The sequence below is a fragment of the Arenimonas sp. GDDSR-1 genome (assembly GCF_025980345.1).
Taxonomy (GTDB): Bacteria; Pseudomonadota; Gammaproteobacteria; order Xanthomonadales; family Xanthomonadaceae; genus Arenimonas.
The window spans coordinates 17410-40227 of sequence record NZ_JAPDUI010000007.1 but is presented as its reverse complement, the minus strand read 5'-3'; the positions used below and the strand labels follow the sequence as shown (position 1 = coordinate 40227).

At 60.7% G+C, this 22818-nt stretch carries 23 protein-coding genes and 1 tRNA gene; 13 read left to right on the top strand and 11 right to left on the bottom strand.

Translation table 11 applies throughout. The features are described 5' to 3' along the window. Window positions 1–328 (top strand): c-type cytochrome (locus Q0W88_RS02510; protein ID WP_343212523.1); only part of this gene is annotated, 328 nt, incomplete at its 5' end. A gap of 49 nt (window positions 329–377) precedes the next feature. Here the strand turns inward: Q0W88_RS02510 and Q0W88_RS02505 are convergent. Further along, a complete protein-coding gene (locus tag Q0W88_RS02505) occupies window positions 378–1160 on the bottom strand; it encodes a hypothetical protein (RefSeq protein WP_297799670.1) in 783 nt (260 codons plus the stop codon). Next, complete coding sequence (locus tag Q0W88_RS02500; protein WP_297799668.1) at window positions 1157–1741, bottom strand: NfuA family Fe-S biogenesis protein; 585 nt, start codon at window positions 1739–1741, stop codon at window positions 1157–1159. Before Q0W88_RS02500 ends, Q0W88_RS02505 begins: the two co-directional genes overlap by 4 nt. A 48-nt stretch (window positions 1742–1789) precedes the next feature. Between Q0W88_RS02500 and Q0W88_RS02495 the strand changes: the two genes are divergently transcribed. Continuing rightward, window positions 1790–2128: a 4a-hydroxytetrahydrobiopterin dehydratase gene (locus Q0W88_RS02495; protein ID WP_297799666.1), complete on the top strand. Its 339-nt coding sequence runs from the start codon at window positions 1790–1792 to the stop codon at window positions 2126–2128. Here Q0W88_RS02495 and Q0W88_RS02490 read toward each other — a convergent pair. Then, window positions 2114–3079 carry an RluA family pseudouridine synthase gene (locus tag Q0W88_RS02490; protein ID WP_297799665.1) on the bottom strand — a complete coding sequence of 322 codons (966 nt, stop codon included), beginning with the start codon at window positions 3077–3079 and terminating at the stop codon, window positions 2114–2116. The genes Q0W88_RS02495 and Q0W88_RS02490 overlap by 15 nt on opposite strands. Before the next feature lie 315 nt (window positions 3080–3394). On the opposite strand from Q0W88_RS02490, the gene Q0W88_RS02485 reads away from it, so the two are divergent. Then, window positions 3395–6100, top strand: a complete 2706-nt coding sequence (locus tag Q0W88_RS02485) for an Rne/Rng family ribonuclease (RefSeq protein WP_297799663.1) — start codon at window positions 3395–3397, stop codon at window positions 6098–6100. Here Q0W88_RS02485 and Q0W88_RS02480 read toward each other — a convergent pair. Beyond that, window positions 6097–6735, bottom strand: a complete 639-nt coding sequence (locus tag Q0W88_RS02480) for a response regulator (RefSeq protein WP_297799660.1) — start codon at window positions 6733–6735, stop codon at window positions 6097–6099. The genes Q0W88_RS02485 and Q0W88_RS02480 overlap by 4 nt on opposite strands. A gap of 129 nt (window positions 6736–6864) precedes the next feature. Here Q0W88_RS02480 and Q0W88_RS02475 point away from each other — a divergent pair, with 129 nt between their 5' ends. From Q0W88_RS02475 to Q0W88_RS02465, 3 genes are all read left to right on the top strand, one after another. Then, window positions 6865–7527 carry an energy transducer TonB gene (locus Q0W88_RS02475; protein WP_297799657.1) on the top strand — a complete coding sequence of 221 codons (663 nt, stop codon included), beginning with the start codon at window positions 6865–6867 and terminating at the stop codon, window positions 7525–7527. Window positions 7528–7563: 36 nt separating this feature from the next. Further along, window positions 7564–7653: transfer RNA gene (locus Q0W88_RS02470), tRNA-Ser, on the top strand. 31 nt (window positions 7654–7684) lie between these two features. Continuing rightward, window positions 7685–8134 carry a hypothetical protein gene (locus Q0W88_RS02465; protein WP_297799656.1) on the top strand — a complete coding sequence of 150 codons (450 nt, stop codon included), beginning with the start codon at window positions 7685–7687 and terminating at the stop codon, window positions 8132–8134. A 295-nt stretch (window positions 8135–8429) separates the two neighbouring features. Here Q0W88_RS02465 and serS read toward each other — a convergent pair whose 3' ends face one another. The 4 genes from serS to Q0W88_RS02445 all read right to left on the bottom strand — a co-directional run bounded on the left by serS (window position 8430) and on the right by Q0W88_RS02445 (window position 14071). Beyond that, a complete protein-coding gene (gene serS / locus Q0W88_RS02460; protein WP_297799655.1) occupies window positions 8430–9710 on the bottom strand; it encodes a serine--tRNA ligase in 1281 nt (426 codons plus the stop codon). A gap of 102 nt (window positions 9711–9812) precedes the next feature. Then, window positions 9813–11126: a replication-associated recombination protein A gene (locus tag Q0W88_RS02455; protein WP_297799653.1), complete on the bottom strand. Its 1314-nt coding sequence runs from the start codon at window positions 11124–11126 to the stop codon at window positions 9813–9815. A gap of 1 nt (window position 11127) precedes the next feature. Continuing rightward, entirely contained in the window at window positions 11128–11742 is a 615-nt protein-coding gene (gene lolA / locus Q0W88_RS02450; protein ID WP_297799650.1) for an outer membrane lipoprotein chaperone LolA, read from the bottom strand. A 1-nt stretch (window position 11743) separates the two neighbouring features. After that, on the bottom strand, window positions 11744–14071 hold the full coding sequence (locus Q0W88_RS02445; protein ID WP_297799647.1) for a DNA translocase FtsK: 2328 nt from the start codon (window positions 14069–14071) through the stop codon (window positions 11744–11746). Between the two features lie 150 nt (window positions 14072–14221). Between Q0W88_RS02445 and trxB the strand changes: the two genes are divergently transcribed. From trxB to infA, 4 genes are all read left to right on the top strand, one after another. After that, window positions 14222–15175, top strand: coding sequence for a thioredoxin-disulfide reductase (gene trxB, locus Q0W88_RS02440; RefSeq protein WP_297799645.1), 954 nt, complete (start codon window positions 14222–14224; stop codon window positions 15173–15175). A 29-nt stretch (window positions 15176–15204) separates the two neighbouring features. Next, window positions 15205–16320, top strand: coding sequence for a GNAT family N-acetyltransferase (locus Q0W88_RS02435; protein WP_297799642.1), 1116 nt, complete (start codon window positions 15205–15207; stop codon window positions 16318–16320). After that, entirely contained in the window at window positions 16317–17069 is a 753-nt protein-coding gene (gene aat, locus Q0W88_RS02430; protein WP_297799640.1) for a leucyl/phenylalanyl-tRNA--protein transferase, read from the top strand. Before Q0W88_RS02435 ends, aat begins: the two co-directional genes overlap by 4 nt. 71 nt (window positions 17070–17140) lie before the next feature. After that, a complete protein-coding gene (gene infA / locus Q0W88_RS02425) occupies window positions 17141–17359 on the top strand; it encodes a translation initiation factor IF-1 (protein WP_297799638.1) in 219 nt (72 codons plus the stop codon). Window positions 17360–17362: 3 nt separating this feature from the next. On the opposite strand, the gene clpA is transcribed toward infA, so the two are convergent. Beyond that, window positions 17363–19639, bottom strand: coding sequence for an ATP-dependent Clp protease ATP-binding subunit ClpA (gene clpA / locus Q0W88_RS02420; protein WP_297799636.1), 2277 nt, complete (start codon window positions 19637–19639; stop codon window positions 17363–17365). 21 nt (window positions 19640–19660) lie between these two features. Beyond that, on the bottom strand, window positions 19661–19987 hold the full coding sequence (gene clpS / locus Q0W88_RS02415) for an ATP-dependent Clp protease adapter ClpS (protein WP_297799633.1): 327 nt from the start codon (window positions 19985–19987) through the stop codon (window positions 19661–19663). A 99-nt stretch (window positions 19988–20086) separates the two neighbouring features. Here clpS and Q0W88_RS02410 point away from each other — a divergent pair, with 99 nt between their 5' ends. The 3 genes from Q0W88_RS02410 to hflD are packed head-to-tail and all read left to right on the top strand — an operon-like array spanning window position 20087 to window position 22273. Then, window positions 20087–20548: an NUDIX hydrolase gene (locus Q0W88_RS02410; protein WP_297799631.1), complete on the top strand. Its 462-nt coding sequence runs from the start codon at window positions 20087–20089 to the stop codon at window positions 20546–20548. 7 nt (window positions 20549–20555) lie between these two features. Beyond that, window positions 20556–21668: a tRNA 2-thiouridine(34) synthase MnmA gene (gene mnmA / locus Q0W88_RS02405; protein ID WP_297799629.1), complete on the top strand. Its 1113-nt coding sequence runs from the start codon at window positions 20556–20558 to the stop codon at window positions 21666–21668. Beyond that, a complete protein-coding gene (gene hflD, locus Q0W88_RS02400; RefSeq protein ID WP_297799627.1) occupies window positions 21665–22273 on the top strand; it encodes a high frequency lysogenization protein HflD in 609 nt (202 codons plus the stop codon). Before mnmA ends, hflD begins: the two co-directional genes overlap by 4 nt. Here hflD and Q0W88_RS02395 read toward each other — a convergent pair. Beyond that, window positions 22270–22755, bottom strand: a complete 486-nt coding sequence (locus Q0W88_RS02395; RefSeq protein ID WP_297799624.1) for a glutathione peroxidase — start codon at window positions 22753–22755, stop codon at window positions 22270–22272. The genes hflD and Q0W88_RS02395 overlap by 4 nt on opposite strands. Window positions 22756–22818: the final 63 nt, after the last annotated feature.

The window sequence follows — 22818 nt, the reverse complement described above, 5'->3', positions numbered from 1 at the left end:
CAAACCCCTCCTCGCTGTCGCCTTGTTCTGTCTGGCCGGCCAAACCGCTGCCATGGGCGTCAAAGGCGATGCCGCCGCCGGAAAGCAGAAAGCCGCTGCATGTGCCGCCTGCCATGGTGCCGACGGCAACAAAACCCTCGACAACACCTATCCGAAGCTGGCCGGACAGTATCCGGACTATCTGCTGAAAGCCCTGAAGGATTACAAATCCGGCAAGCGCGTGAACGCCGTGATGGCCGGCCAGGTTCAAGCCCTGACCGATGCCGACATGGCCAATCTGGCGGTTTACTTCGGCTCGCTGAAAGGCCAGATGGGCATCGTCAAGTAACCCTGCCTCAGCGGAATGACAAAGCGGGCTTCGGCCCGCTTTTTTCGTTTCAGGGTTTCGCCTGGGGCTTGTGGCATTCCTGCTCATACAGGATGCGTGTGCGCCGCCATTCGGCTTGGGTCTTCGCCGATACGATAAGATCCCACCAGGCCCGGCATTGTTTCTCTTCCTCGGGACTCAGTGTCGCGGGATCATCATGGGCAACGAAGTAGCCGTCATCATTGGCGGTAAATCCACAGCCGCCGGAGGCCGCCAGAACCATCAATTTACATTGCAGATGCGCGCCAGGCCGGCCGGGGATCGGGATTTTGACCGTCGCCGTGGTTTTCTCAACTGCTGTCTCAAGAATTCGGGTCAGGCGCGGCTTGTCGCCCTGCCAGTCCGCGTCGAATCGCGTCGAGCGGTAATCCAGCACTACCGGTCGCTTGATCAGGGCATCCATGTCGTCAAGCCCGCTGCGCTGGATGTCGAACTGGCGGGTTTGTCCATGCGTCAGGAATTCGTCCTTGGCGGACTGCGGAATCCAGACCCGTCCATCGCTGTCGAGAATACGCAGCTCGCTTTTTTCCGTTGCAGGCGCATGTGCGCGAACGGCTTCTTTGGCCGGAATGGATTCATGCAGCCGGGTCTGGCCTACTGCTGCCTTTTCTTTGACAACTCTACTCCGGGAAATTTCAGCCGCCTGCGGCACCGGAGGGGCCACGAAGGTGACCTCCGTGCGTGTCTGCCATTGGATATCCGAAACGCGGTAGCGCGTGGCGGCGTCAAGCCAGAGGAACAATCCGTAATGTCCGGCGAGAATCAGCCCGAACAGGAATATTTTTCGGATCAACGTGGAATGAACGGCGCCGAACCGGAACTGTGGTCGGTCGCGTCACGGACGGCGCTGATCGCGGGGATCTTGGCCATCAGGGTTTTTTCGATGCCCTGTTTCAGGGTGACATCGGCCATGCCGCAGCCGTGGCAACCGCCGCCGAAACGCAGGTATACGACGTTGTCGGCATCGATGGAATCCAGACTGACCTTGCCCTTGTGCGATGCCAACTGCGGGTTGATTTCAGATTCAATCAGCCACATGACCTGTTCGGCCAGCGAGCTTTCGGCATCCGGTGCCTTGCCCTTGATGTTGGGCGCACGGATGGTCAGCTGGCTGCCGGTGGCGGTGGTGCTGATGTCGATATGGGCGCCGTCCAGGAACCTGACACTGGCCGCATCGATGTACAGCACGAATCCGGCGCATTCGAGCTGCCACTCATCGCCGAGGAGATCGCCGGCATCGGCGAATTCAAGCCGGGCATCGGCCGCCGGCGTCCCCGGGTTCAGGGCACTGACACGGATGCCGACGGCATCGCCGCCCTGGCTCTGCAGCAGTTGTCGGAAGTGATTCTGTGCGGATTCGGTGATTTCGATCATGTGCTCATTTTACTCTAAACTAGTGAAACCCCCATGAATGGAACGACGATGGAAACGCCACTACATCAGCAGCACTGCCGTCCGTTGCGCGGCGCGGAACACCGGCTCGAACCGCATCAAGCCCAGACCCTGATGGCCCTGCTCGATGGCTGGCAACTGGCCGAACATGGACAGGCGCTTTTCAAAATCGTTCCCTTCGAGAACTATCATCAGACCATGGCCTTCGTGAATGCCCTGGCTTTCATCGCCCACCGGGAAGACCACCATCCGGATCTGGGTGTGCATTACAACCGCTGCGAAATCCGCTTTTCCACGCACGATGTCGGCGGGCTGAGCCTGAACGACTTCATCTGCGCCGCCAAGGCCGACGCCCTACTCGTCCGCTAAGCGGTCCAGCACGGCATTGAGTTCCGGCGCCAAGGGCGCGTTGAGGGTGTAAGGGGATTGTCCGTCATTCAAGGCGAACTGCATGGAGGCGGCGTGCAGGAAAAGGCGCTTGAGACCATAGTTTGCAGCCAGTTTCTTATTGGCTTCCTTATCCCCGTATTTATCGTCCCCCGCCACAGGGTGTCCTATGTGCGCGGCATGCACACGGATCTGATGGGTACGGCCGGTTTCAATGCGTATTTTGCAGAAACTGTGGCCGCCACGACGTTCCAGCAGGGTGAAATGGCTGACTGAGGCCTTGCCGGCCGGATCGACACGGACCATGCGCTCGCCGCCACGGATGACGGACTTCTGCAAAGGCGCGTTGACGGTCATGGTGCCGTTCGGCATCTTGCCAACCAATAAGGCCAGATACTGCTTTTCCGGCCCCTCTTCCTCGTCATCACCGCGCATCAAGGCCTGCAGCTGCAACAGGGCTGAGCGTTTTTTAGCCAGTACCAGCACCCCCGAAGTATCGCGGTCCAAGCGATGGACCAACTCGAGCGGCTCATTCGGGCGCAGGGCACGCAGGCCCTCGATGACCCCGAAGGACACCCCGCTGCCGCCGTGGGTGGCGATGCCGGAGGGTTTGTTCAGGACCAGCAGAGCCTTGTCCTCGAATACGATGCTGGACGCCAGACGCTCAAGCATGGATTTCGGAGGAGCGCGGTCCGGGTCGGCCTGGTCGATCTTGACCGGCGGGATACGGACCTCGTCTTCGGCTTCCAGACGACTGTCCGGCTTGGCGCGCTTGCCATTGATGCGCACCTGACCATCGCGGATTATCTTGTAAATCAGGCTCCTGGGAGCACCCTTGAGTTGCCCGAGCAGGAAATTGTCCAAGCGCTGGCCGGCCCTGTCATCCGGGACTTTGACCATTTTCACGCCCGGATTCAAGGAAACTCTGTTCATTTTGGTTCCATCTGTTAAACTAGGCGGGCAAGTAAGATGTTGATTTCACTTGTTGCCGGCCGAAAGCCAGTGCCTAGTGTATCCCAATAAGCGCCCCACACTCCCAGGGAGTGACCATGTAAAGCGCTTGGCGGGCTTCATTGAACCTGCATATAGTCCGAACGACGCTCGGCGTGGTTTGGCCCCTTTAACGAAACAACAGATTTGCGCTCCCGTAAGTTCGCTTATGGTCTGGTAGCGCTGAACAATTCGGAAGTGCCTTGGAAGCATGCCGAACTCGGCGATCCTTACGGTAGAGCGCGTGAGGATATTACAATGAAACGGATGTTAATCAATGCCACGCAGGCTGAAGAACTGCGCGTGGCGATTGTCGATGGCCAGCAGCTTTATGACATCGACATCGAACAACCTGCCAAAGAACAGAAAAAATCGAATATCTACAAGGGCCGGATCGTCCGGCTGGAGCCCTCCCTCGAGGCGGCGTTCGTGGATTACGGTGGCCCCCGCCACGGCTTCCTGCCGCTGAAGGAAATCTCCCGCGACTATTTCGTCCCCGGTGTCGACCCGAACAAGGCCGGCATGAAGGAATATCTGCGCGAAGGCCAGGAAGTGGTCGTTCAGGTCGATAAGGAAGAGCGCGGCAACAAAGGCGCCGCACTGACCACCTATATCTCGCTGGCCGGCCGATACATGGTGCTGATGCCGAACTCGCCGACCGCCGGCGGCGTTTCCCGCCGCATCGAAGGCGACGACCGCCAGGCCCTGAAACAGACCATGGACGCCCTGAACATTCCGGACGACATGGGCGTGATCATCCGTACCGCCGGCATGGGCCGCGATGCCGATGAACTGCAGTGGGATCTCGACTACCTCATCCAGGTCTGGAAAGCCATCAGCCAGGCCGCGCTGTCCAAGCCCTCGCCGTTCCTGATTTACCAGGAATCGCGTCTGATCATCCGCGCCCTGCGCGACTACATGCGTCCGGAAATCGGCGAAGTGCTGGTCGATACCGACGAAATCTTCGAGCAGGCCCAGGACTTCATGCAGCTGGTCATGCCGCACAACCTGCGCAAGCTGAAGATGTACAAGGACGACATTCCGCTGTTCAACCGGTTCCAGATCGAATCGCAGATTGAACAGGCCTACGAGCGTACCGTGCGTCTGCCCTCCGGCGGCTCCATCGTGCTGGACCAGACCGAAGCGCTGACTGCGGTCGACGTCAACTCCTCGCGCGCCACCAAGGGCGGCGACATCGAGGAAACCGCCCTCAATACCAATCTGGAAGCCGCCGAAGAAGTGGCCCGGCAGATGCGTCTGCGCGATCTCGGCGGCCTGGTGGTGATCGACTTCATCGACATGAGTTCCGGCAAGCACCAGCGCATGGTCGAAGACCGTCTGCAGCAGGCCCTGAAACTCGACCGTGCGCGGGTCCAGATCGGCAAGATCTCCCGCTTCGGCCTTCTCGAACTGTCGCGTCAGCGCCTGCGTCCGTCACTGGGCGAATCCAGCCAGATCGTCTGCCCGCGCTGCGATGGCCACGGCCGCATGCGCAGCGTCGAATCGCTGTCGCTGTCGATTCTGCGTCTGTCCGAAGAACAGGCGATGAAAGACAAGACCGCACAGGTGCTGGTCCAGGCACCGCCGCAGATCGCCAACTACCTGCTCAATGAAAAACGCCGGGCATTGGTCGAAATCGAAAGCCGTCACGAAGCACCGATCATCATCGTTGCCGACGAGGCGCTGGAAACCCCGCATTTCAACGTCACTCGCATCCGCGAGGGCGATCAGCCGGAAGACGCCGTCAAGCCGAGCTACCAGCGTGGCGTTCCGCGCAAACTGGAAGTGCATGCCCTGACCAAAGCACAGCTCAACGTACCTGCTGAGCCGGCCGTAACGCATGTCAAACCGGCTCAGATTGCACCGCCCCGTCAGGCCAGCGTTCCGGAACAGGAACCCGCCAAACAGGCGCCTGTCGCCAAGAAAGCCGGTTTGTTCGGGAAACTGATGGCGATTTTCACCGGCGAAGCCGAGTCGGAAACGAAGAAACCCGAACCGGCTCCGGCACGACGCAACGACAACGCCCGCCGTGACCGTTCAGAAAACCGCGGAAACCCGCGCAATTCCCAGAACAAGCAGCAACGCGGCAACCGTCCGGAGCGCAGCGAGGAAGAACGCAAACAGGCCGACGAACAGCGCAAACAGCGCCGCGAAGAGCAGCAGAAACGCGAGGCCGAACGCAAGGAAGCCCAACGCGCCGAAAACCAGCGCCGGGAGGCCGAAAAACGCGCGCAACGCGACGCTGAAGCCGCCGCACGCGCCGCTGCGGGCATCAATGGACAGGCCGAGGAATCTGTTGAGGCGGCAGCCGATGCCGTGGGCATGATTGCCGCAGGCGATGCCAATCCGGTCAACACCGAGCTGCAGGCCGATGGCACGCCGCGCCGCCGTCGCGGCCGTCGTGGTGGCCGCCGCCGCCGCCGTCCCGAAGGTGAAGCCGCCGGCACGCTGGATGCCGCCAATGACCAGTCGGAAATGGATTTCGAAGATGCCGATGATGTGGCATTTGACCTTGCGCCCGCCGAATCTTCAGGAAACGATGCGCCTGTGACGGTCGAAACGGAAAAGCGCGAGCTGGCGCCGGCTTCACCGCGCCCTGCGCCTGTGGTCGTGTCCGCCATTCCGGTGTCTACTGCCGAATCGGACTTCACGGATCTGGAACCCATCACCGAGATCGCTCCCGCTGCGCCGGTGCAGGAATCAAGTCAGACGGAAGCCTTGGCGGTTCCTGCCGCAGCACCTGTGCCGCCGCCCCTGCCCGTTGAAGTGATTCCGGAGCCAGTGGCTAGCGCCCCGATACCGGAGCCGGAAACGCTCAAACCGGTCCAGCCTGAATTCGTCGAACCGAAACCGAAGCAGACCGGCTACGTGCCGGTGGCTCCGCCGTCGTTCTCGATGCCCAATGCGCCGAGCAGCGGTTTCGACTTCACCGTTCGGATCAGCCCGGAAAGCAAGGAAGACTAAACCTGCAGCGTGGGCTCGGTGATGCCGTATTGTGCGGCCAGCCGGGCCAGCGCAATCGTATCCTGGATGCCGAGCTTTTCGAGAATGCGGTATTTGTGGGTCGCGATGGTTTTCGAGCTGACACAGAGTTTGCGTGCCATGTCCTCGGCACGCCAGCCCTGGCAGAACAGCAGCGATATTTCAATTTCACGGGCACTCAGACGTTCGAAGGGGGAGTTGTTCTGCCCTTCGAACGCCATTTTCTGGGCCAGTGTGTTGGCCAGATAGCGTTTGCCGCGGGCCACATCGCGTATGGCGCGCACCAGCTCTTCGGCATCGCAGGCCTTGCCCAGATAGCCGCTGGCGCCGGCATCAAGAAGGCGCTTGGGCATCGGCCCTTCCAACTGAACCGACACGATGATGATCTTCGTGCTTGCCGAACCCCGGTTCAGACGCTCGGTGATTTCAAGCCCGCTCAGGCCGGGCATGTGAAGATCGCAAAGCACGACATCAGGCCGGCAGGCCCTGATTTTCTGGAGCCCCTCTTCGCCGCTTTCCGCTTCACCGACCACCTGCATATCCAGGTGTTGCTGAAGAATCAGACGATAACCGGACCGGACCAGTGCGTGGTCATCCACGATAAAAACCGAAATCATGCCATTGCTCCCCTATCTGCGAATTGAGACTTCAGCATAAGAAGGGCGGACGGCTGCGGGAATCGGTGAAATTCTGCATTGAGCTTAGGAATTTTCCTATAATGGAGGCTGACCGCCGCCGATGCCGCCATGAATTACCAGACTCTCAAGCAGCACTGCACCGACTTTGCACGGAATACTCGGCAGGATTACTGGCCGCGGCTGGTGCACTGGCTGGAGACGCACAGCCCGCGCAGTCTTTTTCTCAGGGCCTTGCTGATCGGCTTGCTGATTTCCGTGCCATGGCAATGCAGCCGGCTGGTCTACCATGCGTATTTCAGCAACGATGACAGCGCAACCGCCGAAAACTCGGCTCCGTTGAGCGCGCCGGGAGGCTTGTCCGGCAGCATCACCGACATGCCGAATCCTCGGGCAAGGCGGGCCGTGGCGTCGCCGGCAGTCTCGCCCGAGCCGGCTGGAGAACCCGGTCAGGACAAGACGGCGGACGCTTCCGAAACCGCCCCGCAATCAGTGGCCGGCAACCACGAAGCCGGGGTTCTTGAACGGGTTGCACCCAAATATCCGCCGGCCGCCCTGCGAAACAATGACAGCGGCACGGTCATGTTGGGCGTTCTGGTTGATGCCGCCGGACGCCCGGACCGGATCCGCATTGAAAAATCCAGCGGCTCCCGCGAACTCGACAGGGCCGCAAGGGAAGCGGTCATGCAATGGAAATTCAGCGCCAGAGTGGTAAACGGGGTTCCGACCGATTCGGAACTATTGATTCCGGTTGAATTCAAGCTCGGCGAATGACCCCGCAGCGGGGAATTGGGTTTAAAATGACGAAACGGAGAGATGGCCGAGCGGTTTAAGGCAGCAGTCTTGAAAACTGCCGTGGGTGCAAGCCCACCGTGGGTTCGAATCCCACTCTCTCCGCCAACTCTGCCATGCCAACCTTACGGAGGCATTCATGTGGATCGGCCTGCTCCTTTTCCTCGTCGCCGCAGCAGCGGCGGTATATTATTTCCGTAAACCCGCCGCGAAATCGACCGGGCGGCTAACCTTGGCCGATATACCCGCCAAGGTCGCCAATCCCTCGCGATATACCGGAATTAAGTCCGTAGTGGCCTGGGAGTTCATGGCGCCGAACTTCAGCACGGCCTGCAATTTCGCCCGTAATCACGACCGTATCCGGATGCCTGCAGGCGATTGCACGCCCCTGCCCTTGGCTGATTGCGGTTCAAAAACCTGTGAATGCCATTACCGTCCGATCATCGATGGCCGCAAAGGGCAGCGCCGCAAGGATAGCGATCGTCGGAACTCATTCCGCATGGAAAATGACATCAAAGCGCCGGATCGCCGCAGAATGACCGATCGCCGCAGGGAAAATGCCGGATGGGATGATGAACATCTGCGCTGAAACCAGGGCATTCAACGCCGATTCAGCCTCAGCCTGCCGCCATCAGCATCGGTTCAGGCAGGTTGCCCCATACTGTACGGACTCTCTCTTGTAGATTTATCTCCATTTAGGTCATTACATGCCCCGCCAGACCCTGTCTGGCGTTTTTTTTGCACGAAAAAGCCCGACATCCTGTCAGGCTTTTCCGGTCGATGCATTCAGAGAGAGTTTGAATTCCGCATCCCCGGCCGTGCGGTACATCGACAAGGGCATTCTGCGCCTTTTCCATCCCGGCGCCACAAGAATTTTTCGGGGGTCAGCCGATCCGTGTTTTGCCGCGCATGTAGGGCTGCAATACCGCCGGCACGCGGATGCTGCCGTCGGCATTCTGGTAATTTTCCATGACCGCCACCAGACAGCGGCCGACCGCCACCCCGGAACCGTTGAGGGTATGCACCAGCTCCGGCTTTCCGGTTTCCGGGTTGCGCCAACGCGCCTGCATGCGGCGTGCCTGGAAGGCTTCGCAGTTGGAAATGGAGCTGATTTCGCGGTAGGCATTCTGGCCGGGCAGCCAGACCTCGAGATCGTGGGTCCTGGCAGCACCGAAACCCATGTCGCCGGTGCACAGCAGCAGACGGCGGTAAGCCAGTCCGAGCTTTTCCAGAATGGCTTCGGCATGGACGGTCATCGCCTCGTGCACGGCATAGCTTTCCTGCGGCCGCGCGATGGCGACCAGTTCCACTTTTTCGAATTGATGCTGGCGGATCATGCCGCGCACATCGCGGCCGTAGCTGCCGGCTTCGGCGCGGAAACACTGGGTGTGCGCGGTCAGCCACATCGGCAGGACGGCATCATCGATGATTTCATCGCGGACCAGATTGGTCAGGGTCACTTCGGATGTGGGAATCAGGTAGCGCTTGCTGTCACCGACCTGCGTGCTGAACAGGTCTTCCTCGAATTTCGGCAGCTGACCGGTCCCGGTCATGCTTTCGGCGTTCACGATCAGCGGCGTGTTGTGCTCGATATAGCCGTGTTCGTTGGTGTGGGTATCCAGCATGAACTGTGCCAGTGCACGGTGCAGCTGCGCCAGCTCGCCGCGCAGCACGGTAAAGCGCGATCCCGAGAGCTTGGCGCCGGCGGCGGCATCCAGCCAACCGTGGCGTTCACCCAGGGCGACATGGTCTTTGACCTCGAAATCGAACACGGGCGGCTGGCCTGCTTTCTTAAGCTCGACGTTGTCGTGTTCGTCGCGTCCGAGCGGAACGCTGCCATGCGGAATGTTCGGCACGACGGCCATGGCCGCATGCATCTCCAACATCAAGGCATCCAGTGCCTGCTCGGAAGCCTTCAACTCATCGCCATAACCGGCGACTTCCGCCATCAATGCCGAAACATCTCCGCCCTGGGCCTTGGTCTGGCCGATGGCCTTGGATCGGGTATTACGCAGGTTCTGCAGCTCCTGGGTGCGGCTTTGAAGGCGTTTGCGCTCGGATTCAAAGCCCTCGAAGCGGGCCACATCCAGCCCGAAACCACGCAGGCGCTGCAGGGTCTCGGCGGTTTCCGGCAAATGAGCGCGGAACAGAATCGGGTCTAACATCGTACGACATCCGGAAATGACTGAATCGAATGTCAATTATCGCGCCGAACGCTTTGCCCAGCAAGGCATTTATTGCTTCCAGACCGCGTTAACACGGGGATTTTAGCGCGGCGCGTGGGTCTTTCGCAGGGCCCGGATGCGCTCCAGCTTTTCTGCGATCTTGAGTTCGGCACCCTGTGCCACCGGCTGGTAGTAGACTTTTTCACCCAAGGCGTCGGGGAATCCGGTTTGGGCATAGTCAATCCCGCCTTCCACATCCGGATCATAGGAATAGTCCTTGCCGTAACCCAGCTCCTTCATCAGCCGGGTCGGGGCGTTGCGGAAATGCAGCGGCACATCCAGGCTGCCGGTCTCCTGAACTTCGCGCCTGGCCCGGTTGTAGGCCATGTAGGCGGCATTGGACTTCGCCGCCACCGAGAGATACAGCACGCATTCGGCCAAGGCCAGCTCGCCCTCGGGCGCCCCGAGGCGGTCAAAGGCATCCCAGGCCTGCAGGGCGATGCCGAGCGCTCGCGGATCGGCCAGACCGATGTCTTCGACCGCCATGCGGGTCAAGCGGCGGGCCACGTAACCCGGATCGCAACCGCCGTCGATCATGCGGGTAAACCAGTACAGAGCCGCATCCGGGTTCGAATTCCGTACCGACTTGTGCAGTGCCGAGATCTGGTCGTAGAACTGGTCGCCGCCCTTGTCGAAGCGGCGGGTACGGTCGGCCAACACCTGCTGCAAGACGGCATCGGTGATCTCGCCCTGCCCCGTGCCGGCGACTTCCGCCGCGATTTCCAGCAAGGTCAAGGCCCGCCGCACATCGCCATCCGCGGCCTGCGCGATGCTGCGCAGCTGGCTGTCGGAAACAACGGCAGCATCGGCGAGTCCGTGTTCACGGTCAGCCAGAGCCGACCGCAGGGCACTTTCAATCGCCTCGACCGAAACAGCATCCATCACATGCACGCGGCAACGCGACAGCAGGGCCGAATTGAGCTCGAAACTCGGATTCTCGGTAGTGGCGCCGATGAATACAATGCTGCCTTTCTCGATGTAGGGCAGGAAGGCGTCCTGCTGGACCTTGTTGAAACGGTGCACCTCGTCGACGAACAGCACGGTGGCTTCGCCGCGCAGGAAATGCTGTTCGGCTTCGGCAAGCACTTTCCGTACCTCCGGCAATCCGGACATCACCGCTGAAATCGAGATGAAACGGGCCTTGGCATATTGCGCGACGAGCAGCGCCAGCGTGGTCTTGCCGCAGCCAGGCGGCCCCCAGAGAATCATGGAATGAATGCGGCCGGACTCGATGGCTTTGCGGAGCGCCGCGTCTTCGGACAGCAGTCGGTTCTGGCCCACCATGTCGGACAGACGCCGGGGACGCATGCGTTCGGCCAGCGGTTGCAGTGCCGACTTGGCGAACAGGTCGCTCATGTCATTCGACGATATCGACGTTTTTGGGAACGGTGAACCGGAAGCGTTCCTCGCCGATGGCGGCATTGCGCGTCCAAGTGCCGAAAGTGAATTCGGAGACCTGGCCAAGATTGTCAAACAGACGCATGCTGCGCAGGCCGTTGCCGTCAAAACCGAGCCAGGCCTTGTCGAAGGGCGAACTGTCCGGCCGCTTCGGCAGCAACTGCAGCCAACGCAGGCCCTGTTTTTCCGGCAATTCACTGGCCGTGTAAAAGCGATCCAAGGCGGCCGGCGAAGACAGCACGCTGAGTGGGCTGTCCTGGTTGAGCGCATCCTGCGGTTTGACCGTGACCTGCTTCAGATCCGGTTCGTAAACCCAGATCTTGCGGCCATCGGCCACAATCAACTGTACATCGGGTTTGCTGTATTCCCAGCGGAACCGGTTGGGCGATTTCATCTGCAGCCGGCCTTGCGCCGTCTGCACCTTCTCGCCGTTCGGACCGGTCACGACCTGCTGAAAAGCGGCCGAGGCGGTCTGCAGGCCGCGGGCGAAGGCATCGAACTGCTGGCGTGCGGTCTGCGCCTGCAGGGGCGATGCAATTGCCATCAGCATGAGGACGAACAGATGCCTGCGCATGTCAACTCTTGACCGGTGGCGGCGCGAGAACCGAACGGTCGCCGTTGTGTTCCGGCTTGGATACCACGCCGGCCGCTTCCATGGCTTCGACCAGACGCGCAGCCCGGTTATAGCCGATCTTCAGACGGCGCTGGACCCCGGAGATCGAGGCTCGGCGGGACTCGGTGACGATCTTGACGGCTTCGTCGTACAAGGGATCGGACTCGTCACCGCTGCTGCTGGCCTCCGGCAGACCGGTGGCGCCGACCACCACGCCGTCACCCATCATCTGCACTTCCTCGAGCACGCCGGGAATGTATTCGGTACCGCTGCCGTGCTGTTTGAGATGCTCAACCACGCGGTGCACTTCCTCGTCGCTGACGAAGGCGCCGTGGATGCGTTCCGGCAGCGAGGTTCCGGGCGGCATGTACAGCATGTCGCCGTGGCCCAGCAGGGTCTCGGCGCCGCTTTGGTCGAGAATGGTGCGTGAGTCGATCTTGCTGGACACCTGGAACGCAACACGGGTCGGGATGTTGGCCTTGATCAGACCGGTAATGACGTCGACCGAGGGGCGCTGGGTAGCAAGAATCAGATGGATGCCCGAAGCCCGCGCCTTCTGCGCCAGACGGGCGATCAGTTCTTCGACCTTCTTGCCGACGATCATCATCATGTCGGCGAATTCATCGATGATGACCACGATATAGGGCAAGGCTTCAAGCGGACGCGCCTCGATGCCGAGCTCGGGGTTGGGTTTGAACAACGGATCCATGATCGGCTGGCCGGCGTCGATGGCATCCTGAACCTTGCGGTTGAATCCGGCCAGGTTGCGCACGCCGACCGCGCTCATCAGCTTGTAGCGGCGCTCCATTTCGGCCACGCACCAGCGCAGCCCGTTGGCGGCTTCCTTCATGTCGGTCACCACCGGTGCCAGCAGATGCGGAATGCCCTGGTAGACCGACAGCTCGAGCATTTTCGGATCGATCATCAGCATGCGCACATCTTTGGCGCTGGCTTTGTACAGCAGGCTGAGCACCATGGCATTGACCGCCACCGACTTGCCGGAACCGGTGGTGCCGGCCACCAGCAGATGCGGCATGCGTGCCAGGTCGGCCACGCTCGGACGGCCGCCGATGTCCTTGCCGAGCGCGATGGTCAGCGGACTGTTGGATTTGTCGTACTCTTTCGAACGCAGCAGTTCCGACAGATAGATCATTTCACGCTGGGTATTCGGAATTTCCAGACCGACCACCGATTTGCCCGGAATGACATCGACCACACGGACCGATTTCACCGACAGGCCGCGTGCGATGTCCTTGTCGAGCGAGGAAATCTGGCTGCCCTTTACGCCCGGCGCCGGTTCCATTTCGAAGCGGGTGACCACCGGACCCGGATAGGCCCCGACCACCTGCACGTCGATGCGGAAATCCTTGAGTTTGAATTCGATCTGGCGCGACAGCGTTTCCAGGGTTTCTTCGGAGTAGCCCTTGGCCTGCGGCTTCGGATCATCCAGCAGCGACAGCGGCGGAATTTCACTGACGCCGCCGGCGTTGAACAGCGGGATCTGCTGTTCGCGTTCTGCACGGTCGCTTTTTTCGACCAGGGTCGGTGCCGGGGCGGCGATTTTGATCGGTTCGCGCTTGGCGCGGCGCTCGGTTTCGGTTTTGCGGACTTCTTCGCGTTCGGAACGGATGGCGCGGGTGCGGCTCCACTCCGCCGCCTGATCGGTCTTGGCGGAGAAACGGCCGATCAGCGCCAGCACCCCGGCACCGATCCAGTCCATGACCGCGAACCAGGACAATCCGGTGGCCAATGTGACCGACAGCAGGAAAACCGTCAGCAGGAACAGATTGCCGCCCATGCCGCCGAACAGCATGCCCATGCTTCGGCCGACCATGTCGCCGATGAAGCCGCCCGACTGTGCCGGCAACGCCGGTGCAGGGCCTCCGATCATGTGGCACAGGCCGGTGCCGCTGACCAGAAAGCCGACGATTCCGAGCAGACGCAATGCCGGCCCGAAATCGACACGGCCGTCGCCATCGCTGTCCAAACCGAACAGGCCGATGTACGCCACGCCGGTCAGCACCACCGGTACGGTATAGGCCATGTAGCCGAACAGCCAGAAGCTGATGTCCGCCAGATAGGCCCCGACCAGACCGCCGATGTTCTGCACCGAACCATCCAGACTGCCGGTTCGCGACCAGCCTGGATCCTGCGTGGAATAGGTGACCAGACTGGCCAAGAGATAGAGAAGAATCGGCGCGATGGCCACCAAGGCCAGTTCTTTCCACAACTTCTGGCGTTGCTGGTCCGGCGTGGATGCGTTTTTTGCGGTGCTTCTGGCCACAGGCAAGTACCCGAATGCGATTGTCTCTAGTTTAACGGCTAAACCGCCGGATTGCGCGCCAATCCGGACGATAACGGCGCTTTTTGCAGTTCGGTCAGGCTTGATAATTCACGGTGCAAGCCCCAAGCTATGGTTCTGTCCAAATCGGTTTTCGCCATGTCCTCGCCCAAACACTGCCAACTGCTCATTCTCGGATCCGGCCCGGCCGGCTACACCGCCGCGGTCTACGCGGCGCGCGCCAATCTGAAGCCGGTCCTGGTGACCGGGCTGCAGCAGGGCGGCCAGCTGATGACGACCACCGAAGTGGATAACTGGCCGGGCGATGCGCACGGGCTGATGGGGCCGGACTTGATGACGCGCATGCAGGCCCATGCCGAGCGTTTCGAAACCGAAATCATCTTCGATCACATCCATACCGCGGATCTGTCCGAACGCCCGTTCAAGCTCAAGGGCGACTCGGGGGAATACCACTGCGATGCCCTGATCATCACCACCGGCGCCAGCGCCAAATACCTCGGCATTCCGTCCGAACAGAAATTCATGGGCAAAGGCGTATCGGCCTGCGCGACCTGCGACGGATTCTTTTTCCGCGACCAGGATGTGGCGGTCATCGGCGGCGGCAATACCGCGGTGGAAGAAGCCCTGTACCTGTCGAACATCGCCCGCAAAGTCTATCTGGTCCATCGCCGCGACCGTCTGCGTTCGGAAAAAATCCTGCAGGACAAATTATTCGCCAAGGCCCAGGCCGGCAAAGTCGAAATCATCTGGAACCATGCCGTGGACGAAGTACTCGGCGATGACACCGGCGTGACCGGCATGCGCATCACCGATGTACAAAGCGGCGCTACGCGTGAAATCGACCTGCAGGGTTTTTTCGTGGCCATCGGACACACCCCGAACACCTCGCTGTTCGAAGGCCAGTTGGACATGCGCAATGGCTACCTGAGCATCAAATCCGGGCTCGAAGGCGGCGCGACCGCGACTTCGGTTCCCGGGGTGTTTGCGGCCGGCGATGTGGCCGACCAGGTCTACCGTCAGGCGATTACCTCGGCCGGCTTCGGCTGCATGGCAGCGCTTGATGCCGAGAAATTCCTCGACAAAGACGCCTGACCGGAACCGCGGAGGACATCGCCGCCGCCATGCCCGAATTCCGTCTATGTCCTTCCCTGTCGGAAATCGATGCGGCCCAATGGGATGCCCTGCATGACGGCGACAATCCGTTTCTGCAGCATGCCTTTCTGGCCGGACTGGAAAGTACCGGTTGCCTGCGTGCGGATTGGGGTTGGCGGCCCCGGCACCCGACGCTCTGGCGCGGCGGTGAATTGCTCGCGGCGGCACCGGGTTATCTGAAAGACAATTCCCACGGCGAATTCGTTTTCGATCACGCCTGGGCGAATGCCTACGCGCGTTACGGCCTCGAGTATTTTCCGAAATGGCTGATCGGCATTCCCTATACGCCGGTCACCGGGCCGCGACTGCTGGCCGCGGATGACAGTCTGCGGCATCGGCTTCTGGAGGACATGATGGCCGAGGCCCATCGAAACCGATGGTCCTCCGTGCATGTCAATTTCCTTCCCGAACGGGAATCCGGGGCATTTTCCCCGGAGTGGCTGGATCGCCGTGATGTGCAATTCCACTGGCGCAACCGCGGCTGGAAGGACTTTCCCGCATTTTTGCAGGCTTTGCAGCCGAAAAAACGCAAGAACATCCGCCAGGAACGCGAGAAAGTCCGGGACGCGGGCTACCGCTTCCGTCAGCTGCACGGCGATGAACTGGGCGAAACCGAACTGCAGGCCATGTACGGCTTCTATGCACGCACTTTCGATGCTTACGGCAATGCCGCGGCGTTGACCTTGGATTTTTTCCGGCATCTCGCCGAATCGATGCCGAAGCAATTACTGATCGTCCTGGCCGAACGCGAAGGAAGCATCCGCGCCGGCGCGCTTTTTCTGCGCGGCAGCGATACGCTCTACGGACGCTACTGGGGCAGCGATGAGCAAAGCCCGGGTCTGCATTTTGAAACCTGCTATTACCAGGGCATTGATTATTGCCTGCGCGAAGGTCTGGCTGCGTTCGAACCCGGCGCCCAGGGGGAACACAAGATCGCCCGCGGCTTTCTGCCGACACCGACCCAGAGCCGGCATTGGATCGCGGACACCCGTTTCCGCCCTGCCCTGCAGGCGTGGTGCGCCGCCGAAAGGAGCGCACAGGCGGAATATGCCCTGCAGCTGCAACAGGCGGATCCTTACGCATGAGTCCAATCCGGATCCCGCAGCTTTCGGAACGGATGCCGGGGGTGTTTCCACCGGTTGTGCAAGCCGTCACGGAGCCGGACGGACTCTTGGCCTGGGGCGGCGGCTTGGGTCCGGAATGGCTGATTCCGGCCTACCGGCAGGGCATTTTTCCCTGGTTCAATCCCGGCGAACCCGTTTTATGGTGGTCTCCACGGATCCGTTACGGATTCCGGCCCGGCAGCGTGTACCTCGGCCGCAGCAGACGCCGTCAACTCCGCTCAAAAGCCTGGACGATTCGTGCCGATACGGTATTCGGCGACGTCATCCGGGCCTGCGCCGATACGCCGCGTGCCGGGCAATCCGGCACCTGGATCGGCGAGGACATGATTGCCGCCTACAGCCGGCTGCACACCATGGGCGTCGCCCACAGCATCGAGGTCTTCGATGGCGAGGCACTGATTGGGGGCCTGTATGGCCTGGCGCTCGGGCGGATATTCTTTGCCGAGAGCATGTTCAGCCATGCCAGCCAGGCTTCAGCCGCCGCCCTGTTTGCGCTGAGCGACACCCTGCTCGACTGGCAGTGGTCCTGGATCGATGCCCAGATGGAAAACCCGCATCTGGCATTGCTTGGCGGGCAGCCACTGGATCGGACGGACTATCTGGAACTTCTGGCCCGCGATGCGTCGGAAACCGGATCTACGGGGGCTTGGACGGCCCATTTTCCGGAGCGGGAAATCACCGATTATCTGGCCAAAACCCGCTTGGCGTAGGGCTTTCTTTGCACTTACCGGCCAAACCTGTCAAAATAGCGCCTTATTTCAACCAAAGCACCCCATTCTGCATGTCCAAAGACGATTCAATTGAATTCGACGGCACCGTTCTGGAAACCCTGCCCAACACCATGTTCCGCGTCAAGCTGGAAAACGGACATGTCATCACGGCACACATTTCCGGCAGAATGCGCAAAAACTACATCCGCATCCTCACCGGCGACAAGGTCAAGGTCGAAATGACCCCGTACGACCTCAGCAAAGGCCGGATTACCTACCGCGCCAAATAAGCCTCAGGGCTCGACCGAAGCCGGCAGCAGCCGCTCGGGTTCGGGCAATGCACTGACCTGCAGGCCACCCTCGCCGACCGACACGCTGGCGCGACCGCCGTTGACCAAGGCGCCGAACAGGAGTTCGTCGGCCAAGGGCCGCTTGATGCGGTCCTGGATCAGACGCGCCATCGGACGTGCGCCCATCTGGGCATCGAATCCGTTTTCGGCCAACCACTGGCGCGCTTCCGGACTGACGCTGAGCACCACATGCTTTTCGTGCAGCAGGGCTTCCAGCTCGATCAGGAATTTATCGACCACGCGCAGGATGTGATCCATGCCCAAGGCCTGGAATTGCACGATGGCATCCAAGCGGTTGCGGAATTCCGGGGTGAACTGCTTGCGGATGGCTTCCATGGCATCGGTGGTGTGATTCTGCTCGACGAAACCCATGGAACGGCGCGCCGCGATCTGGGCACCGGCGTTGGTGGTCAGCACGATGACCACATTCTTGAAGTTGGCTTCTCGGCCGTTGGTATCGGTCAACACGCCCCGATCCATGATCTGCAACAGGATGTTGTAGACGTCCGGATGTGCTTTTTCGATTTCATCGAGCAGCAGCACGCAGTGCGGGGTTTTCACGATTTTTTCGGTCAGCAGGCCGCCCTGGTCGAAACCGACATAGCCTGGAGGCGCGCCGACCAGACGGCTGACCGAGTGCGCTTCCATGTATTCCGACATGTCGAAACGGACCAGTTCGACACCCAGCTGCATCGCCAGTTGCTTGGTGACCTCGGTCTTGCCGACTCCGGTCGGACCGGCGAACAGGAAGCTTCCGATCGGCCGGTCGGGATGGCCCAGGCCCGAGCGGGCCAGTTTGATGGCGGAAACCAGGGTTTCGATGGCGGGGTCCTGGCCGAAAATCAGCATTTTCAGATTGCGGTCCAGGTTGCGCAGCACATCCTTGTCGGACGCGGAAACCTGTTTGGCCGGAATGCGCGCCATTTTCGATACGATCAACTCGATTTCCTCGAGATCGATGACCGATTTGCGGATGTCGGGCGGCAGCAGCCGCTGACGGGCACCCGCTTCGTCGATCACATCGATGGCCTTGTCCGGAAGCAGGCGGTCGTTGATGTGTTTGACCGAAAGATCGACTGCCGCCTGGATGGCATCGCTGCTGTAGGTCACTTCGTGATGGGCTTCGAAGCGCGGTTTGAGGCCATTGAGGATGGCTACCGCCTCGCCGAGCGTCGGTTCGCTGATGTCGATTTTCTGGAAACGGCGGGCCAATGCGCGGTCTTTTTCGAAAACGCCGCGGTATTCCTGGAAGGTGGTCGAACCGATGCAACGCAGTTCGCCGTTCTGCAGCACGGGCTTGATCAGATTGGAAGCATCCATGGTGCCGCCGGAGGCGGAGCCCGCGCCGATGATGGTGTGGATTTCATCAATGAACAGAATGGCATTGGGCTCTTTCTTCAATTGCGCCAGAACGGCCTTGAGACGCTTTTCGAAATCGCCGCGGTATTTCGTGCCGGCCACCAGAGAGCCGAGATCGAGTGCCCAGATCACGGCGGTACGCAGCACCTCGGGAACACGGCCTTCGACGATACGCCAGGCCAGGCCTTCGGCAAGCGCGGTTTTGCCGACACCGGGATCGCCGACATACAGCGGATTGTTCTTGCGGCGGCGGCACAGCACCTGGATGGTGCGTTCGACTTCCTCTTCGCGGCCGATCAGCGGGTCGATTTTGCCTTCGAGGGCAAGCTCATTGAGATTTGCCGCGAATTCCGCCAGGGCATTGCCTTTGACTTCCTCGGCCGCTTCCGGACCGCGGTTTTCCTCGGCGGGTTCTTCCGGCGGCTCGCCACTGCGAGCCACTCCGTGCGACAGGTAATTCACCACATCAAGGCGGGTGATGTCCTGTTTCTGCATCAGATATACCGCATGCGAGTCCTTCTCGCTGAAAATGGCGACCAGCACATTGGCGCCGGTGACTTCCTTCTTGCCGGAGGATTGCACATGATAGACGGCGCGCTGCAGCACGCGCTGGAATCCGAGCGTGGGCTGGGTGTCGCGGTTATCTTCCTCGGGAAGAATGGAAACGTTGTCGCTGATGGCCAGACGCAGGCCCTTGGCGAGTTCGTCGATGTCGGCACCGCAGGCGCGCAGCACGCCGAGCGCCGAAGCGTTCTCGAGCAGGGACAGCAACAGATGATCGACCGTCATGAATTCATGGCGCGACTCACGGGCATCCTTATAGCACTGACCGATGGATACTTCGAGTTCCTTACTGAACATAGCCTGCTCCTGATGCCTTGATTACAGCGGTTCCATCATACTTAACAGAGGATGGTGGTTCTGGCGTGAAAATTCATTGACCTGGTTTACTTTCGATTCAGCGACTTCCCGTGAATAGACGCCGCCGGTACCGCGGCCGCGGGTGTGGATCTGGAGCATCACCTGGGTGGCTTTCTCCTGGTTCATCGCGAAGAACTCCTGAAGCACGAAAACCACGAAATCCATCGGTGTGAAATCATCATTGAGCAGAACCACCTGGAAACGCCCGGGCGGACCGACCTCGGCGCGCACCGCCTCGAGCAGGGCGTCGCCGCTGCTGTATTGGTCGGGTGTCTTGTTTCCGCTCATGACCTATAAATAGGGTATCCCCAGTGAAAATACAAGGGGCGGCAAATCGGCGATAATGACGGTATTGATAAACAAGGATTTAAGCCCCATCTTTCTCCCATGAGTTACCGCACCGGCACATTCTGGCAACCGGACGTCACCGTCGCGACCGTGGTCGAGCGCGACGGGCGCCTGTTGATGGTTGAAGAACGCGTGGCTGGCCGTCTGGTCTACAACCAGCCGGCCGGGCATCTGGAGCCGGATGAATCGATCCTGCAGGCGGCCGTGCGTGAAACCCTGGAGGAAACCGGCTGGCACATCGCCCTGACGGCCTTCATCGGCGCTTACCAATGGAAAGCACCTGAAACCGGGCGGCAGTATCTGCGCATGGCCTTCGCGGCCGAACCGCTGCGGCAGGATGCGGGGCGCGCGCTGGATGACGGCATCGTGGCAGCGCACTGGCTGCAGCCGGCCGAAATCGAAGCCCTGCAAGCCCAGCACCGCAGTCCGCTGGTCGCCCGCGTGATCGCCGATTATCTGAGCGGATTCCGGCATCCGCTGTCCATGCTGCAGAGCCTGTGAGCTCATCATGAAGGTCATGTTGGGCGTTTCCGGCGGTGTTGATTCCTCGGTGGCCGCGCTGCTGCTGAAACAACAGGGACATGAAGTCTCCGGGCTGTTCATGCAGAACTGGGACGAGGAAGACGACGGCGAATGCCGGGCCGAAGAAGACCGCAAGGATGCGCTGGCCGTTTGCGGACGACTGGGCATTCCCTTTTATTCCCGCAACTTCGCCAAAACCTACTGGTCGGAAGTATTCACCTATTTCCTCGCGGAATACAAAGCCGGGCGCACGCCGAACCCCGATGTTCTGTGCAACCGGGAGATCAAGTTCAAGACCTTCCTCGATGAAGCCAAGGCACTGGGTGCGGATAAGATCGCGACCGGCCATTACGCACAGGTGAGGGAACGCGATGGACTGTTCGAGCTGGTACGCGGCGCCGATGCCGGCAAGGACCAGACCTATTTCCTGCACCAGCTCGGCCAGACGCAGCTGTCCACCACTTTGTTTCCGATCGGCCACCTGCCGAAGTCCGAAGTCCGCAGCTTGGCTGCCGGCGCCGGTTTCGGTACCGCCGCAAAAAAAGATTCCACCGGCATCTGCTTCATCGGCGAACGCGATTTCCGCGACTTTCTCTCCCAGTACATCCCGGCCAAGGCCGGCGAAATACGCAGCGTGGACGGCCAGACCGTGGGTGAACACGCCGGCGTCTTCTATTACACGCTCGGCCAGCGCGAAGGTCTGCATATCGGCGGCATCAAAGGCCGCGCGGCAGCGCCCTGGTTCGTGGTCGGCAAGGACATCCATCGGAATATCCTGTACGTCGACCAGGGCATCGAATCGCAATGGCTGCACTCGCGCAGCCTGCGCAGCGAAACCGCGCACTGGGTGTCGGGCACAGCGCCGGCAGGCACGTTCCGCTGCACCGCCAAGACCCGCTACCGCCAGCAGGATGTCGCCTGCCAGGTACAGGTTCTGCCGGACGACAGCCTGGAGGTGCTGTTCGACGAACCGCAACGGGCGGTGACGCCCGGCCAATCGCTGGTGCTTTACGAGAATGAGATCTGCCTCGGTGGCGCCGTCATCGCCGAAACCGATGCGCCCATGGAAATCCGACTTCGCCAGGAACTTACTGCATGAAAGACCGCGCCCTTGCCCTCGCCGCCCTGCTGCAGGCCGTCGAACAGGTCCAACTGATGGCCAATCAAGGCCAGGCCCAGACCGAACCCCTGAGCACCTGCATCAACAGCCTTTTCGTGTTCGATGCCGATCAGACCGAACACATTTACGGCAACCGGCACCAGCTCAAACCGGGTTTGAGGCGGCTGTACAGCCAGCTGCAGGGCGAATCTGCGCGCGACAATGCCGTCACCCGCATCGGTCTCAACGTGCTGCATCTCGAACGCCAGTTCAACCGCAATGCGCAGGCGATGCAGGCTGTGCATGCCGCACTGCAGGATATCAAAGGCCAGGCCGAAACTTCGGGAGCGACGCATCCGGATGTGTTGGCGGCGCTTGGCAGGCTGTATGCCGAAAAAGTCAGTCCACTCGGGCCCAAAATCATGGTGCAGGGCAATCCGGTGTATCTGGCCCAGGCCCAGGTGGTGTCCGAAGTCCGTGCTGCCCTGCTTGCAGCCGTACGTGCCGCCGTGCTTTGGCGGCAGCTGGGCGGCAGTTACTGGGACTTCTTCCTGTCACGCGGCCGCCTGACCGAAGCCACGCGTACGCTGCTCGGAATGATTTAGGCGTTCAGCGCAGCGACGATGTCGGATTCGATGTCTTCCGGCTTGTCGGTCGGTGCATAGCGTTTCAGCACGGAGCCGTCGCGGCCGATGAGAAATTTGGTGAAATTCCATTTGATCGCGCCGATGCCCAGCAATCCGCTTTTTTCCTTCTTCAGCCATTGATAGAAGGGATGCGCGCCGCCGCCGTTGACTTCGATTTTTCCGAACATCGGAAAACTGACGTCATAGCTCAAGGAACAGAAATTCTTGATTTCTTCGGCATCGCCGGGCTCCTGATGACCGAACTGGTCACAGGGAAAACCGAGAACCACGAAACCCGCATCGCGGTGCTTGCGCCAGAGCGTCTCCAGACCGGTGTACTGCGGCGTGAATCCGCATTTTGAGGCGGTATTGACCACCAGCAGCACCTTGCCTTTGTAATCGGCGAGGGAAACATCATTGCCATCGATATCGGTGGCGGAAAACGTATAGGCAGTGCTCATGGCAGGCTCCGTTCGGGTAGCGCCTAGCATAGCGCAAAAGAAAAGGGCCGGTGACCCGGCCCT

What these genes read in the sequence shown, in the direction of transcription:
- Q0W88_RS02500 (WP_297799668.1), bottom strand. Translation starts at nt 1,741, where the DNA reads ATGATCGAAATCACCGAATCCGCACAGAATCACTTCCGACAACTGCTG.
- Q0W88_RS02495 (WP_297799666.1), top strand. Translation starts at nt 1,790, where the DNA reads ATGGAAACGCCACTACATCAGCAGCACTGCCGTCCGTTGCGCGGCGCG.
- Q0W88_RS02490 (WP_297799665.1), bottom strand. Translation starts at nt 3,079, where the DNA reads ATGAACAGAGTTTCCTTGAATCCGGGCGTGAAAATGGTCAAAGTCCCG.
- Q0W88_RS02485 (WP_297799663.1), top strand. Translation starts at nt 3,395, where the DNA reads ATGAAACGGATGTTAATCAATGCCACGCAGGCTGAAGAACTGCGCGTG.
- Q0W88_RS02480 (WP_297799660.1), bottom strand. Translation starts at nt 6,735, where the DNA reads ATGATTTCGGTTTTTATCGTGGATGACCACGCACTGGTCCGGTCCGGT.
- Q0W88_RS02475 (WP_297799657.1), top strand. Translation starts at nt 6,865, where the DNA reads ATGAATTACCAGACTCTCAAGCAGCACTGCACCGACTTTGCACGGAAT.
- Q0W88_RS02465 (WP_297799656.1), top strand. Translation starts at nt 7,685, where the DNA reads ATGTGGATCGGCCTGCTCCTTTTCCTCGTCGCCGCAGCAGCGGCGGTA.
- serS (WP_297799655.1), bottom strand. Translation starts at nt 9,710, where the DNA reads ATGTTAGACCCGATTCTGTTCCGCGCTCATTTGCCGGAAACCGCCGAG.
- Q0W88_RS02455 (WP_297799653.1), bottom strand. Translation starts at nt 11,126, where the DNA reads ATGAGCGACCTGTTCGCCAAGTCGGCACTGCAACCGCTGGCCGAACGC.
- lolA (WP_297799650.1), bottom strand. Translation starts at nt 11,742, where the DNA reads ATGCGCAGGCATCTGTTCGTCCTCATGCTGATGGCAATTGCATCGCCC.
- trxB (WP_297799645.1), top strand. Translation starts at nt 14,222, where the DNA reads ATGTCCTCGCCCAAACACTGCCAACTGCTCATTCTCGGATCCGGCCCG.
- Q0W88_RS02435 (WP_297799642.1), top strand. Translation starts at nt 15,205, where the DNA reads ATGCCCGAATTCCGTCTATGTCCTTCCCTGTCGGAAATCGATGCGGCC.
- aat (WP_297799640.1), top strand. Translation starts at nt 16,317, where the DNA reads ATGAGTCCAATCCGGATCCCGCAGCTTTCGGAACGGATGCCGGGGGTG.
- infA (WP_297799638.1), top strand. Translation starts at nt 17,141, where the DNA reads ATGTCCAAAGACGATTCAATTGAATTCGACGGCACCGTTCTGGAAACC.
- clpA (WP_297799636.1), bottom strand. Translation starts at nt 19,639, where the DNA reads ATGTTCAGTAAGGAACTCGAAGTATCCATCGGTCAGTGCTATAAGGAT.
- clpS (WP_297799633.1), bottom strand. Translation starts at nt 19,987, where the DNA reads ATGAGCGGAAACAAGACACCCGACCAATACAGCAGCGGCGACGCCCTG.
- Q0W88_RS02410 (WP_297799631.1), top strand. Translation starts at nt 20,087, where the DNA reads ATGAGTTACCGCACCGGCACATTCTGGCAACCGGACGTCACCGTCGCG.
- mnmA (WP_297799629.1), top strand. Translation starts at nt 20,556, where the DNA reads ATGAAGGTCATGTTGGGCGTTTCCGGCGGTGTTGATTCCTCGGTGGCC.
- hflD (WP_297799627.1), top strand. Translation starts at nt 21,665, where the DNA reads ATGAAAGACCGCGCCCTTGCCCTCGCCGCCCTGCTGCAGGCCGTCGAA.
- Q0W88_RS02395 (WP_297799624.1), bottom strand. Translation starts at nt 22,755, where the DNA reads ATGAGCACTGCCTATACGTTTTCCGCCACCGATATCGATGGCAATGAT.